Raw genomic sequence first — 15,072 nt, forward strand, 5'->3', positions numbered from 1 at the left:
TAGTAGTCATGAATAAGCAGTGTCTGGAATGCAAGAGGCTTATAGAAAGCGGCTCTAAACAAGACAAAAATAAAATTTACTGTAGCAAAATTTGCAATAAATATTTTAATCGAAAGAAAGCAGCTCTTAAGAAACGTTCAGCAAAGCGGAAGTCGAATTTAAGGCTTAATAGAGAATTTCTTTATCTAGTAGGCCAATGTAAAAGAGCGAATACGGTTCAAATTCTTCATGGTCATAGCCTAGAGACGTTTATAGAAACTATGGACCTTGTTATAAATAAGCCAAAAGGGGATGTCGAGCTTTGCCACGTTTGCCCTGTAAAGGGTAAAGAATTCATTGGTCTGTTTCATTGTAAAAATTTGTTTTATGGCGGAGCTCATCAAAACCGTAAATTTGGGAATAAATACGTAGCTGGCGGACTCGCGATTTCCAAAAATGACCTTGAGCCGAAATGGAGTATACCTAAAGGAATGAAATCTGATGATGTCTTAGTTTTGATTGAGAAATACCTTGGTGACGTACTTCTGAAATACCTCGAAATACGATCTGTACGAAAATCGAGAAAACTTTCCACAGTAAATAAGATCTTGGGCATCGACTCTTCTTTGGATTTTGACATGCTAATGGGACGAAGCCTAAAAAACTTGACGGAGCAATGGGGCAATATCACCCGTACTAGGCCTTACATTTTTAACCCAGGAAAGGAATCAAAGTTTTTAGCTTACATGGATAGTATTAGTCGATTCATTAAATACAATAAGAAAAGCCGTAAAATGCTTAAAAGTATAAGATGTACAATGGTCATCGGCTATATGGCATTGGAACGTGCAAAGCAAAGCGCTACCTACAACAAATTGTTCTATTGTAAATACGAGCATTTAATTCGTATCAAGTACGGCCAGGCTATGCTTAAAGATCCCGAATCATGGTCTGTTTTCAAAGATCTCATGTACGACACCGCGTTTGATGTGCTCCATGGAGCAGTTCTAGATACGAAAAAGTTTAGACGGTTGGTGAAGTCCTATCTGAAATTTCCTGATAGAGCATGGGTAACTGAATAATACTAGTCGGATAATGCGCTGGAAACATGTGCCATCTTAGTTTTGGTATCTAAGTAGAAGACTCCGCAGACCGCTGACGGATCTCGCCCGCGTTAGCCTCAAGACCCGACGATTCGAGCAGGTCGTCGAGGGCTAGGTGAACTCTGTCGCTAGAGATGTCATGCTTTTCATCGATGAGTTGCTCAAGGGCGTTCTTTCGCGAGAAAGACTTTGCTCGCTCTTGCACGTTCGTGACGTGCAGCAACTCGGCCAAATGAGCCGGGTCTACCTTAAACCGTCCGACAACAGCATTTGGTGTGGGCTCGGGCGCTCGGGTGCGGTCGCTCCCGACATCGACAAATCGCTGCATCGCACGATCGACTCGATAGGCAGTACTTGCAGCGGTCACAGATACGCGGCCAGTACAAGCTGAAAACAGCGCTCCTTGCCCCCTATGCAAATCCAATGATGATTAGGTAAACGGTTTATCTCGGGGAGGGGCTGAGCCCAATTGTCTGCATTTTTTTAACATAGTGGTGGTTATGGAGGCATTTCGCTATTCTAAATAAATGGTCAATTCACTATGGACAAGGATCAGTAGAGATGAGGAATCCGGGGCGATTCAGATGTCATGGTGATGTTATTATCTCAATGCCCTTCTAAATTTAACGGCACGAGCTATTTATAGTACCTGGTTCGTAGTGCCCTGCGATCCATGACGAGACCCAAGGACGTGTGTGAGCCGTCAGCATTATCCCGGAGAATTCAACATCGAAGCGCTCACGGAGTTTCCCGAAGGCAATCTACCCATTGTCGAAGTAGCCATTTCACCGCTCGGCCTGTATGCCTGGATAAAGCTCACAGCAAACCTTGTATGTCTAGCATCGAAGTCGGCTATCACGCAGAAAAGCCATCAAACTGCTTATAAAAAAGCTAACCAGCTTTATACCGAGAAAAATACAGGGAGAACGGCATGGCCACCCAAACAATTCAGCAACTGGCGACCATTACTGACGCAGCTCAGTTTGAACGCATTGCTACATCGGTGCTTCGCTCTGCTGACCCTGACCTCTATGCGAATCTGTCGCATCAGGGGGTAAATACTGATGGTAAGACTGTAAAGGCGCCTTTGGATAACTTGGGCTGGGTCACCATTGATGGAGAGTCCATGTTTGTTGCTGGGGCACATACAACATCAAGCCGAGATGATCTTGAAAGAAAGTGGCTGCACAACCCCTCTACCGTGAAGCCCCGTAAACCAAATGGCAAACCAACACAGCCCCCCGGGGATTTGGTCAAGGCACTCGCGGAGATTGTAAAGCTACGGGAGCAGCACCCTAATTTGAGGGCGACGTTAGCGTTGACTTGCAATAGAGAGGAGCCGACGGTAGTCCGCCTCAAAGCTCAAGCCCTCGCCAGTGCCCACAACGTCACTCTTGATGTTTGGTCAGTGTCGAGAATTGCACAGTATTTGGATACGACATCAGAAGGACAAGCGATACGCCGTGCCTATCTTGGCGTGCAGCCAAACTTGCTGTCGATGGGCGAACTGCTTCGAATAGGTAGGTTAAGTCTGAATGCGCGGCTGCCGGCGACGAATAGAGATGCCTTGGTTTCTCGAGAACAAAGTTTCGCAGGCACGGGCCATTTACTGCTCGCTGGCGCTTCTGGTATGGGCAAAACCACTATCTGTTTCGAAATCCTGCATCAGGCTTTAGTTGAGGGGCAGCCAGGCATCGTGCTGAGCGATCAAACAGTACGTGCCGCTGGTTCTATAGAAGAAGCAATCGATATCGAGCTCCGACGCTATCTCCCTGAGTTGGAGCCGCTTGCAGGTTTTAAAGCACTTGAACTAAGTAGCGAGCTGAAGCCATTTGTCGTTGTAGTAGAGGACATAAGCCGCGCTGAGAATACTGTGAGCTTGATGAATAAGCTGGTTGCTTGGGCGTTGCGAGGAAGCTCTCAATCCGATAGTCACCCGCTCCGGAAATGGCGCTTACTTTGTCCAATTTGGCCAAAGTTTTTAGCGGGCCTGGAAAGTAAAGAAGAGCTAACAAACGGCGGGATGGTTCATGTAGTAGGTCTTTATTCGACAGAAGAGGCTTTAGAAGCAGTGCGGCTCCGAGGCTTGGCATTGGGGTATCCGCAAAATGATCTATCAGCTGCAGCAGTCGCTCGTGAGCTGGGTCACGACCCTCTGCTAATTGGACTTTACGATTTTGCCCATTCTGCGCGGGCACAAGACGTAATTGCGCAGTATGTTAGCCGTGAGTTAGATAACGTGGCTTTGTCATCTGAACTGACCGCGACTGACCTTGAAAACGCCGTGAATGCACTCCTTTCTGGGATGTTGCATCAACGTTGTCTGGTACCAACTTGGCGCGAAGCACAAGCTTGGTTGAATTCCTATGATCTGAGCGCTCTGCGATATCTCGTTGCCAAAGGGGGAGTTTTGCGATTAAGCAAAGCGGGTGGGTCAGAAGTCATTGAGTTGCGACATGGACGCATTCTACACACGCTGCTCGCCAACTTCATCGCCACCCAAATAAATGCTGATCATCAAGCTGCCTATCTTTCAGATCCCTACTTTGCGGAGTTCGTGGGCACTGCTGCTTCGCTTACGGCCCTCGACCCAAACCGTTTGTATGCTTTGATGTCCGAAAGTCCGCTGGTCGCCTTTCATGCCTTTAAGAATTCTGTACAGCGAAAGAGCGATTATACTGCTCATACAGCGTCTGTTATTGATGCTTGGATTAACATGGCAGCCACCCGGACCAATGCATACTACAGCCGGCGAGCACGTGGCTTGCAAATCCTTTCCGAGATTGACTCGCCAGATGTCCTTGACTTGACGTACATGTTCCCGCAGGACGATTTTAATCCATATATGTACGAGGCTCAGTTCCGCAATGGGAGCTTATCAGCAGGTTTAAATTGGGTCTCGAGTTACTCTTTCGGGGTGAATGTCAACGGCAGAGATAAGCTCGTGGAACATGTTCGTAATAAATATGGCCGCGGACTTGAGCGGGCCATTGAGAAAGTCCTGGTAGATCCGGAGTCGTCGATTTTCGATACGAAAAGTAGTGCACTGTATTTAGCCGGATATCTTGCGGAGCCAAGACTCTCGGCTGCTGTGCGTACAGCATGGCGACAATTAGATCCTGAAAAGCGGGATTTGGAAGCTTTTTTATGGGCCGCTGCGCATACCTGTGGTGATGAAGTGGCTACCACGCTTGGCCCCGTATGCGATGCTTGGGAAGCTCTACCGGAACGAGAAGATAGCGTTTTTGGCAAAACGAACCGGACTTCATTGGCCGCTCATGGCATCTCTTGGAAGTTTCGTGATCATGTCCCTCGCGCCGCGTTGCCATACTTTGTATGGCGAGCCAAACAATCCGAAGCTCTAGAATGGCCCATAACCTACATGCTACGCGGGGTTGATGACCCTATTGCACTCCAACACGGGGTCGAATACGTTGCCGGGCGTACGCGAGAATCGGCTGGAACTGGCGGATATGTTGACCACTTTTTGAAGGACGAGTGGCGTCGTCAGACAGAAAAAGATGGACGGGTCATGTCCATTGAAAGCAAGCAGCATCTAGCTAACTTAGCGATGAATCTCGATAACGACCCCTACCTCCGCAAGTCCTCATTTTCCCTTTGGGAAGTTTGCGTTGCTCCGGGAGATCTCGATATTGCGCGTAATGTTAAAGTCGGTGATGTACTTCACGATGCTGCGGTCTGGGCTCGAGCGCGAAGAGCTGATTTGTCGGTAATTCCGGAATTGTTGAAGAAAATTGAAGAAGATCCAAGTTATTGGTGGCAGGCAGGAAGATACATCTGGACGGTTGAGCTCACTGCGGCGCTCGAAGCATCACTTCATGCTCTTGAAGAGTCCACGTTAGAGGAGGACGAGAATGGCCTTTGGATGTTTCCTGAGCTTGTCTTGCGACTCGACTCCGTTACGGCGGAACGATTGGTCTTAAATTCTTGGTCAAAAATTCAATGCATTCCAGAGTTTGTTCACGTAGCTCTGTGTTTGGCGACACCCAAGCTAGTTAATCTCGCCAACATGGCCATTGCGGAAGCCGCTGACCCCCATAAACTTTTGGAACATTTTCCTTTTACCGCGGGCTTGTTTATGTCTAATCGTCCTGTACTCACTCGAAGTGCACAACTAGACGCGCTTCGCCCCCATCTAAGCTTACTTTCGGAAAGTGATATTTTTGTTCTGTGGGAAACCTGCAACAAAAACAACTGGCTCCAGTTTCGAAAACAAAATCTAGACCCTATCCTGTTTGCGTTGCGCTCTCCTAAGTCAGCAGCCCTATTGAATCGTGAATCCGTAGACATGTCGGATATTGAAGAGGCTCTGGCCGGTACGCGTTTTTGGCACGACCAATGGATTGAAAAACAGGCAAGGAATGGGGTTGAGCGTGAGAAAATATTTCCTGCGCTTCTTCAGTGGGTAAAGAGCAAAGGCACTGTGGAAGCTCTATCTATAGTAGACCCAATATTTTCTTCGGAAGCTAACCGGACGCAGTTTGCGCAACTCAAAGAAATCAGCGCTTTTATCGAAGGTGGGGATTCGATTCTAGACAAGATCAGATTTGAAGTGTTTCACAGAACTTTGAAGTGACGAACGGCTTTGCGATCGGCTGAGTAGGGATAATGAATCCAAGTGGGTGAGCTGGAAGAGTGCTGCTGAACAGGCTAAGGGATCGCAAGCGGTATCAGTGTGCTGCGTCGCTAACCCATTTCCAACTATCAAATAAGTCTACCTTTACGAGAATTGCTGGAGCAGCGAGGGTGGCTATCATATAGGTATTGGCAGATCTCCAAATGATAGATTATCATTGGACTATCTATCTATATGTCTTAATGAGAGCTTTTCTGCATGGTCCTTGCACACCTCTATCTGAGAGCGTCTACACAATATCAAGATGCGAACCGGGCCCGCGCTGCTTTGCTGGCTTTCGCGGCGAGCCGAAATTACGTGGTGGCTGGGATCTATGCCGACAATTTCTCCGGTACCAAATTACAACGACCTGAACTCCACAGGCTGTTGACTTGCGCGGAGCCTGGGCATGTTTTATGTGTTGAATCGGTGGATCGTCTGTCCCGGCTCAGCCAAACGGATTGGGAAACCCTAAAGGGGACGATTAATTCAAAAGGTTTGAGGTTGGTAGTGGCCGACCTGCCTACTAGTTGGGAGCATCTGAACGAAGGTTTCAACGGTCACAGCGACATTGCAGGCTCTGTAATGCATGTGATCAATAACATACTCATTGATCTAATGGCGACGATGGCCCGTCTTGATCAAGAAAAACGCGTCGAACGGATCAGACAAGGTATTGCCAACAAGAGAGCGGCTGATCCCTTTTGGAAAGCGGTGGGGAAACAGAAGAACATTGAGAAATGGCAGCGGGTTGAAAAGCTTCTCAAAGGTCAATCGGCCTCAAACATGACAGTCAAAGAGATTGCCGAAGCTGCGAACGTCGGAGAAGCCACGGTTTACAGAATAAAAAAAGAGCTCAGCTCCTCATCGTCTTATGGTTAGATGCGAAATTGCACTCCACTTGGACTACCCCCGCTCCCGTAGACATTTTCCAGCCTCAAAGTGAGGCATGTTCAAAGGCCTCAGGACTGACGCCGCCCAGGTGACTGTGACGACGCGTTCGGTTGTAAAACGCCTCAATGTAATCGAATACGTCGGCACGGGCCATGTCCCGGGTTTTGTAGATCCTCTTGCGGATGCGTTCTTTTTTCAGGCTACTGAAAAAAGACTCAGCCACGGCATTGTCCCAGCAGTTTCCTCGGCGGCTCATACTCGGCTCGAGGTGGTTGACCAGACAAAACGTTTCCAGTCATCGCTACCATATTGGCTACCCTGGTCCGAATGCACGATGACTCTGGTTTTGGGTTTACGGCGCCATACCGCCATGAGCAGCGCGTCCAGCGCCAGCTCCTTGCCTAGCGTTGGCTTCATTGACCAGCCGACCACCTTGCGAGCGTAGAGATCCAGTACGACAGCCAGATATAGCCATCCCTGCCACGTTCGGATGTAAGTGATATCGGTCACCCAAGCCTTATTAGGGGCATCGACAGTGAAGGCCCGGTTAAGTCGATTGGGGGCAATGATCGATGGTCTGCCTTTGATTGCGCGCGGGGCTTTATATCCTCTGAGCGCCTTGATTTTATTGGTGCGCATCAGTGCCGCGACACGGTGCTTGCCGCAACTTTCTCCAGCCTCGCGCAAGTCAGCAAACACCCGCCGTGCGCCATACACACCTCGACTGGCCGCATAGGAGTCGCGGATCAGCCCTAACAGCCGACCATTCTCTTTTTCGCGGTCAGAAACAGGCTTGTGTAGCCATTGATAGAACCCGGCACGAGCAACTTGCAAAACCCGGCACAGCGTAGTGATCGCGTATTGATGCCGATGCTCGTTCATAAAGCGGTATTTCACTCGGGTTCCCTGGCGAAGTACCGCGCTGCTTTTTTTAATATGTCGCGCTCTTCTTCCAAGCGTCGCATTTGGGCTCGCAGCCGCAAAATCTCGCTTTTGGCTTCGAGCAACTCGCTGGCCTGTTTCTCGGTTTTGTCAGGCGTCACGGCTTTGACCCATTTGTAGAGGCTGTGGGTCGAAACGCCGAGGCGCTCGGCTGTTTCCGCAACGGAGTATCCGCGTTCAATAACTTGCCTCACGGCTTCTGCCTTGAATTCCGGCGTGAATCGTTGGGTGCTCATAAACTTCCTCCTATGCTCAAAGCACAGGCTGGAGATGTCTACGATGCCGGGGGCAGTCCAGGCTACTATGGTGCTGACCGGTGGACAGTTCACCAGAAACAGACCTTGGATCGAGCGGACCAACTAATCGCGCTGCTGCAGTCTGATGACATCGTGCCGGGAGCCATTGTCAGGTTGAGGTGTGACCAGGAGTTCAGCCCGCTGAAGCGAGAATTAGCGGCAAAGAGTTCGCAACCCAAGCTTTCGGAAAGTGTGGAAGGCGAGACGCATCACGCATTAGGGGAGAGCCATGGCAAAACACCTGACTGAGATAGATATCGAAAAGATCCTATACGCGCTGGATGGCTGGCAGGGGCGGCTCATATCGGAAACCTTGTGTGACTCATTGCTTCCGCTGATTGGCACGCGTCCAACACGTCAAACACTGAGTGCCTATGTGAAAATTCAAGAGGCCTTCCAGCATAAGAAAGGCAGAAGCGATGTTATGAATGACAAAGCCAAGGTGCCACCTTCGCTCACAGTGGCCGCGCAGCGTATCAAGCGTTTGGAGGAGGAAAACGCGAGGCTTAGACATGAAAATGAACGCCTGCTGGAGCAGTTCGTCATCTGGCAATACAACGCATACTGCCACGGCCTTACGAACCGGCAGTTGGCCACACCACTACCGAAGGCCAGGAGGGGCTCCTCAGAGGGCTAGCCCTAAGGCTTAATCTTGCTCGCTAGGTGTCGAGTTAGTGAGTGCTAACAGCGAAACCAGAGTGGCAGTGCCTTTTTACAAATCGCGAAGCAGCATTGCACTTGACCATCTGTCGCACTCTATCCATACCTACGAAAGTGGCAATTGGGTAATGTTGTCGGTCACATGAGAAGCTGGAAGGCGTTAGTGATAATGAACGCTGGACGGTCGAGTGTATCGATGCAGGGTATGGAGCTGTGAAGTAATCGTGGGGCTGCCGCTAGATCTGCTGGAAAAATGGGTCTACATGTAGGCGATGAATTGACAGTCGAGTTTGTGGACGATGCTATGGTCCTGACGCCGAAGCTCTGTTCCCCTTTGCCGTAAACTGGCTTTTGCATGGCATTCAACTCTGAGTTGAAGTCGATTAGTTCCCGTCTCGATTCTGTGTCGATTCCGGCCTGTCACGTTCAGCAGGATACGGGGCTGCGTGAAAGCGCACGAAATGTTTGGCAGTCTGCGTTGCTACGTTAAATCTACTGGCGTATTGGTTAGTCAACAGACCTGAAATTTACTTATGAGCGCGATTTTCTTTCCGCTGCTGACTGCCGAACGTGCTCTAAACCGTTTTCAAATAGCCTGGATCGGTTTCTGCCGGTGGTCACCGGCAACTATGGGTTTGAACAATCCAGCTATTGCTGTGACAAAGCCCCAACCAAGAGAAGCAGTTCGCTGAGCGCTCTTCCTGGATGAGAATAGCTGACCCCCTCAGCATATTCAGCTCAAAAAGGTCGAAAATCAGTACCTATCCTGGATCGGGCTGTTTGGGTTACCATTTATCCCGTAGCCCTTGAGGCACTTGCAAATCCCGGGCTTTGAACGGGATTTTGCCTTTGCGTAATTGCATGGACTTGACCAGCCGTTTGCACAGGACTCGACCAGCCCGTTGATCTCTATGACTGAGCTAGACTTGACCCAAGCAAACTGCGGCGACAGGCAAAAAATCGGCCAAAAGTGGACGTATGTAGCTGGGGCGCCCCGGTTTTAATCATCCGGTTCACCTAGTCTGTGTTTTTTTCACATTGCGATAGTAAGCTTTTCAATGTTGTCGCTCCCAACCAGATTGTTTAACGCTTCGAGGGCGGTTACCAGCATGGTTTGCGTGTCTTGCACTGCGAGCCGAGTCATGGGCGTGAGATGGAAACATAGAAGAGGTTGCGGGCACGATAAAAGCCCTTCGTATTCTTGCTATTCCACGCTTTTGTCTTAACTAGCTCTGGTAGCTAATGCGAGTTGTAGTGATTCCAGACCCCTCCCAGAACCATGCACCATTACCCGATATTGAGAGATGAAAGCGAGAGCGCTGCGTTTTCTATTTTTTTGATGCTCACATATCACATGCCGAGCTCTTTGCGTACCAGTTGTTGGCGCTGATTGAAAACTGACCCACCCTGCCGATTGAAAATTGACCCAGGACGGATTGCTGATTTCTGTCCCAGCAATTGTGGATAAGCTTAGCAGCAGTGTTCCGATTAAAGACGCATCAAGCCCCACCGCATGCAGCAGGGCATTTATGGTGCGGATCAAAATGGCTCATCGTCCTCGATATCATTTCCGTCCTTTCGCTTTCGTTCGCGTGTTTTGATCTTTGTCTGGGCAGCCAATGTGCTGTGTTGCAGGCGGTAAGACTCGTTGCCTGTTTCAACGATATGGCAGTGGTGTGTCAGCCGATCCAGCAGCGCCGTAGTCATTTTGGCGTCGCCAAACACACTCGACCATTCCGAGACGCTCAGGTTGGTGGTGATAACCACGCTGGTGTGTTCGTACAGTTTGGACAGCAGGTGAAATAACAGGGCACCGCCGCTTTGACTGAAGGGCAAATACCCCAGCTCATCGAGTATCACCAGGTCTGTTCGTAGCAGTCCATGGGCGATTCGGCCTGCCTTACCATCGTACTTTTCACGCTCCAGCAGATTGACCAGATCCGCCGTGGAGAAAAAGCGAACGCGTTTGTTGTGGGCCGTAATTCCGGATACAGCCGAGGCACTGGCCAGGTGTGTTTTCCCGGTTCCAGGGCCGCCGATGAACACGACATTCTGCGCGGTTTCAGTGAACGCTAAGCTGGATAGATCGCTGACCAGCCGGGCATCAGCGCTGGAAGCGCTGAAGTCAAAGCCAGCTAAGTCACGGTGCATGGGGAGTTTTGCCATGTTCATCTGATGATTCACCGAGCGCACCGCGCGATCTGCATGTTCCTGCTGAAGCAGATGTTCCAGCAGCCATTTCGATGAAGCCGTCGACGCTGTTCCTTGAGATACCAGTTCTTCCCAAGCACTGGCCATGCCGTGCAGGCGCAGTTCTTTGAGTTCAGTCATCAGGTCACGCATTGCGATTCTCCTCATCGGTCGTACGGAGCCGGTCGTAGCGCGCCGTATTGGCAACAGGCGCGACCTTGAGTTGCAGGCTGGTTTCTACACAGGGAGGTGGTGCGGTGGAGGTCAGGCGGGCAAGGACATTGAGGATGTGATCGGCGCTCAGACTTCCCGATTCAAGTACCAGCTCCACCGCCACCAGCACAGGTTCGAGACCCGCAATTGGCACAGCAGCCAGTACCTGCATCATGATTCGATCACCGTTGGTGTGACGCCTCCGCCCTCGTTTGAGAAGCCGTAACGGTTTTGGCAGATCAGCAAATGGCGCGCCATTGCGCAGTGCACCAGGCTTGCGTTCGATGAGTGGGATGTAGTGCTGCCAGTCAAAACTGACCTGATCTCGATCAAAGAGGCGCTCATGGCTGGCGATCACCGTTTCGTCGGCAATGACCACGATCCGCGAAGGGTACAAACGGCTGCTGACCCACTGACCAACACGCTCGCAAGGCACCGAATAACGATTGCGCGCCACGCTGATCAGGCAGGTGCTAGAGACACGGACGGTGCGTTCCACGTAGCCATCAAAGACCGTCGGCATCGGCATCATTTCAGCCTGCTCCAGCTCCAGGACTTCTGCCACCGTCAAACCGTTGTACTGCGGATGTACAAGTTCGGCCCAGAGCGTACGACAGCGTTGGCCGAGCCAGACGTTCAGCTCCTCGAAGGTATGGAACATGCAGTTTTGAGCATCGAGCCAGATTCGTCTCCGGCTGTCCTGCACGTTCTTTTCGACGATGCCTTTCTCCCAGCCAGAGGCCACGTTGCAGAAGTCCGGATCGAACAGATAGTGCGCGCGCATCACGGAAAACCAGGCGTTGACCGTGCGGCCTTTGCCTTTGTTGACCTTGTCGACAGCCGTTTTCATGTTGTCGTAGATGCCGCGACGTGGCACGCCACCCAACGCTCCAAAAGAACGGGTATGGGCATCAAACAGCATCTCGTGGCCTTGGCTGGGGTACGCAACCAACCAGAGTGCGCGACTGGCGCACAGCTTCATGTGGGAGACCTGGATACGTCGAAACAGGCCACCGATCAGCAGACTCTCTTCGCTCCAGTCAAATTGAAACGCCTCGCCGAGCGCAAAAGTCAGCGGTACAAAAGCGCGTAAAGACTTGCCTTGCTCACCTCGCCAAGAGCGTACAAACGCCGTGAGCTGGCTGTAGCCGCCGTCGTAACCCTCGGCCTTGATCTGCTCGAAAAGAAAAGCGCTTTGGCGCTCCTGCGGTTGTGTTTTGGCCGGAACGAATCGGCCTTGAGCGCCTGTTCCAGCGTCTCGTGGAAAGGGCTGAGTTTGTTGAAGGTTGCGCACCGTTGGTACGCCGGCTGAGTGGCTTCGGGCGCTCTGACCCATTTTCGGATGGTGTTTCTAGAAAGCCCGGTACGCTTGGCTATCTGATGCAACGAGAGCTTGTCGCGGAAGTACATCCGCCGGATTTTCCCCAACATTTCCATGCTGATCACCCTGTGTTCTCCTGCTCAAAAAGTGAGCAGAAGCAGTTGAACACCTGGGTCAGTTTTCAGTCGGCAGAACAGCCTCTACTGGGTCAGTTTTCGGTCAGCGGCAACATGCGCTCCTGCTGAAGCTGATTAACCTAGCGGCGCAACGCGGACTCAACCACACCAAGCGAGCGGCTGGCTTCGATATGGCTATAGCCTTGATCGAGCACTAGGCCTGCGGCCTCGCGTTTGAATTCAGCGGAAAAAGAACGACGTTGTTTGGTCATCAGACACCTCTATCTGGCGAGCATTCTCGCCTAAATGGGTGTCCGGTTTCATTAGACCACTACAGTACAGTTCGCATATTGCTTCCTGCTTGACTAAGTTGTACGGGTTAACAACTGTCCATAATTCGCACAGTCCACCTATCTGCGTCAATGTGAGGGCGCGATATCAAATTTTTAGACATGGCCCGAAGAGATCGAGCTTCGCGGCGCAGTTGTTCTATGATGCACACGATACTACTAGCTTCTGTATGGTTAAGCTTGTGTAGGATGTCAAGAAGATCTGTTGCGCAACTTTCATTTATTGCGGCTGATTCAATAAGATGCAGTTGTATGTTTTGAATGTCTATCATCGACTGCATGGATATAACCTTAGTCGTCGGTATTTAAGTCTGAAGCTGATATTAATCTTTCCGGTTATGCGCATGCATCGTCTATAGGACTAGTCTGATTTTTCCGAGCGCTGGGTTACTTGTATCTATGGCTGATGTAAATCGTCACCGAGCCGCAATCATCACAGCCAAAATTGGGCAAATGATCAGTCCGTGCGACCTACCTAGCAGGATGTAAACGAGTATTCCGATGCCGCGTTCAACCCAGCATGCTCGTCGAGTAGCATTTATCTTGCGAGGCCTAGCCGCCGGATAGGCATATGCTCGATAGAGGAGGCTCTCCTCAAAACCAACCGACTTGATTGAAAGCCAATGCGCGCAAGCAGGGCCTAATGCCGGAAACGATATTTTTAGTCCCAGTCTTATTTTTTTTTGTGAAGGGGGAGATAAACTTGATTGGAGGCAGTAAACACGGAAACTATTTTATGCGATTGAATATAATTGCGCCCAGCACGTTTGCAGCATTGCGCGTCGTTATATTGGCGGCGAACGGAGTTCCTGCTCAACGTATGAGGAGCATGCTTAAGGCTAACGATATTAAGCTTTTGGCTAGCTTCGCCACACTGGGCGAACTGGAAGTTTATTTGAGTAGAAACTCTGTCGATGTGATCATTTGCCAGATTTGTCCCGATTGCGATGCTGGCTTGTTGTTGTTGAGCGTGCTAAATCGCATGCATCAAAGCGGTAAGTTGGAACGATTGCCCAGCCTGTTCTGGATGGGTGAGACGTCAATTATCGCGCTTGCGCGCCCAGGCGATGATAATCGCGCGTTTGAGCTCTCCGCAATTGGGCAAGCAGCGAGTATCAAGTGCATGGGCGGGGTGGCTATTACTGCGTTGGAGTCCCTCGCGCGTCTGGCCAAGGCCGCAGATATTCATGTGGAAGTCCTCCATCAATGTGGTGCAACAGCCTTGAGGGATGCCTTGCAGGCGGCGCTGCTGATCCATGCTAAGAACGATGCAGAGCCTGTTCAAGCGACTTTCGATTCATTGGCCGAAGATGAAATTATCACTGCCCTTACTACTGGGGAAGGGTTACGTTTCGTGTTCCAGCCACAATTCGATCTATTGACTCGGCGCGTTGTCGGGGCTGAAGCACTGGTACGGTGGAAGCATCCGCGATTTGGTGACATCCCGCCCTCCGTGATGATCCCATTGGTTAACCGGTTGGGGTTGGATCTTTTGTTATTTAGCTTGGTGGAGATGTGGGCAATCAAGGTCATGCTCGCGCTCAAGCAAGAAAACTGCTGGATTCCCATCGCTGTCAATGCTTCGGCGAAGACGCTCTGTACGCCGCAATTCGCTGAGCGGCTGGCAGCGCGCATGCGTGGAGTCGGTTTGCCGACACGTTTGTTGAAGCTAGAGTTGACGGAGGACGTGCCCGAGCCGGACGAGCTATTGCTGTCCGCCGCGTTGGCTGCTATCAGAGCCAAGGGCTTTCAGATATCACTGGATGATTTTGGCGTTGGGGCGGCAACGATGAACCTGCTGGTCAACACTTCATTTGATGAAATGAAAATTGATGGGTCATTTGTCCGGGCTCTTGGAGAACACTCGTCCTCGGGCAAGGTAATCAGTGGTCTTGTCAATTGGGCGCGGCTGCTGACGTCGAATGTAGTCGCTGAAGGTATCGAAGATGAATCGACGATTCCCATGTTGCATCAATTAGGTTGCCGAGTTGGCCAAGGGTATGCCTTGGCGCGTCCCATGGAATTTGATGACTTTATCATTTTCATGAAGAAACGGATGTAATCATCGAGTGTCGTTGCGCTTTCTTCACTCTAGATAAAAAGTCTGGGGAAGTTCAACTCTATCCAATTCGCCATCCATGCCAGACCCGCTCAAGTACTGGCAGATGTCGAGTCGCGCGGTTTGTGGCTCGTGGTTACCTGCCGCCGAATGTCGTTGCCATACATGCAGAGAGCGGAAGCGCTGCTTGCTCTCGGGATGGCAGGGTAATTGCTTGCGGTTGGAGAAGGCTGAAATAATAATTGACTTGGTTTTGAGGGGCGGGCAGTCGGACGATTGGTTTAGACAAATTCAGTTGTGAGATGCATAAGTT

At 50.7% G+C, this 15,072-nt stretch carries 6 protein-coding genes and 3 pseudogenes; 5 read left to right on the top strand and 4 right to left on the bottom strand.

What is annotated here, in order from left to right; translation table 11 throughout:
• The first annotated feature begins 8 nt into the window (after positions 1 to 8).
• The 3 genes from AC4PS7_RS09375 to AC4PS7_RS09385 all read left to right on the top strand — a co-directional run bounded on the left by AC4PS7_RS09375 (position 9) and on the right by AC4PS7_RS09385 (position 6,600).
• Complete coding sequence (locus AC4PS7_RS09375; RefSeq protein WP_492179366.1) at positions 9 to 1,061, top strand: hypothetical protein; 1,053 nt, start codon at positions 9 to 11, stop codon at positions 1,059 to 1,061.
• A gap of 952 nt (positions 1,062 to 2,013) precedes the next feature.
• Positions 2,014 to 5,679 carry an ATP-binding protein gene (locus tag AC4PS7_RS09380; protein WP_492179367.1) on the top strand — a complete coding sequence of 1,222 codons (3,666 nt, stop codon included), beginning with the start codon at positions 2,014 to 2,016 and terminating at the stop codon, positions 5,677 to 5,679.
• A gap of 258 nt (positions 5,680 to 5,937) precedes the next feature.
• Positions 5,938 to 6,600: a recombinase family protein gene (locus tag AC4PS7_RS09385; RefSeq protein WP_492179368.1), complete on the top strand. Its 663-nt coding sequence runs from the start codon at positions 5,938 to 5,940 to the stop codon at positions 6,598 to 6,600.
• Positions 6,601 to 6,655: 55 nt separating this feature from the next.
• Here AC4PS7_RS09385 and AC4PS7_RS09390 read toward each other — a convergent pair.
• Positions 6,656 to 7,790 (bottom strand): annotated as a pseudogene (locus tag AC4PS7_RS09390) (IS3 family transposase).
• A 289-nt stretch (positions 7,791 to 8,079) separates the two neighbouring features.
• Between AC4PS7_RS09390 and AC4PS7_RS09395 the strand changes: the two are divergent.
• Positions 8,080 to 8,487, top strand: a complete 408-nt coding sequence (locus AC4PS7_RS09395; RefSeq protein ID WP_492179369.1) for a hypothetical protein — start codon at positions 8,080 to 8,082, stop codon at positions 8,485 to 8,487.
• A 1,562-nt stretch (positions 8,488 to 10,049) separates the two neighbouring features.
• Here the strand turns inward: AC4PS7_RS09395 and istB are convergent.
• From istB to AC4PS7_RS09410, 3 genes and pseudogenes are all read right to left on the bottom strand, one after another.
• Entirely contained in the window at positions 10,050 to 10,853 is an 804-nt protein-coding gene (gene istB / locus AC4PS7_RS09400) for an IS21-like element ISPsy20 family helper ATPase IstB (RefSeq protein WP_492179370.1), read from the bottom strand.
• A pseudogene (gene istA, locus AC4PS7_RS09405) lies at positions 10,846 to 12,350 on the bottom strand (IS21 family transposase). Before istA ends, istB begins: the two are co-directional and overlap by 8 nt.
• Before the next feature lie 143 nt (positions 12,351 to 12,493).
• Positions 12,494 to 12,622, bottom strand: a pseudogene (locus AC4PS7_RS09410) (transposase); the annotation flags it as partial.
• Positions 12,623 to 13,343: 721 nt separating this feature from the next.
• Here AC4PS7_RS09410 and AC4PS7_RS09415 point away from each other — a divergent pair.
• Complete coding sequence (locus tag AC4PS7_RS09415) at positions 13,344 to 14,762, top strand: EAL domain-containing protein (protein WP_492179371.1); 1,419 nt, start codon at positions 13,344 to 13,346, stop codon at positions 14,760 to 14,762.
• Positions 14,763 to 15,072 lie beyond the last annotated feature (310 nt).

The organism is Pseudomonas sp. DW-iso3 (assembly GCF_058725305.1).

Bases quoted from the DNA above. Each gene is read 5' to 3' on its own strand.
- AC4PS7_RS09395 (WP_492179369.1), top strand. From the start codon at position 8,080: ATGGCAAAACACCTGACTGAGATAGATATCGAAAAGATCCTATACGCG.
- AC4PS7_RS09380 (WP_492179367.1), top strand. From the start codon at position 2,014: ATGGCCACCCAAACAATTCAGCAACTGGCGACCATTACTGACGCAGCT.
- AC4PS7_RS09375 (WP_492179366.1), top strand. From the start codon at position 9: ATGAATAAGCAGTGTCTGGAATGCAAGAGGCTTATAGAAAGCGGCTCT.
- istB (WP_492179370.1), bottom strand. From the start codon at position 10,853: ATGCGTGACCTGATGACTGAACTCAAAGAACTGCGCCTGCACGGCATG.
- AC4PS7_RS09385 (WP_492179368.1), top strand. From the start codon at position 5,938: ATGGTCCTTGCACACCTCTATCTGAGAGCGTCTACACAATATCAAGAT.
- AC4PS7_RS09415 (WP_492179371.1), top strand. From the start codon at position 13,344: ATGCCGGAAACGATATTTTTAGTCCCAGTCTTATTTTTTTTTGTGAAG.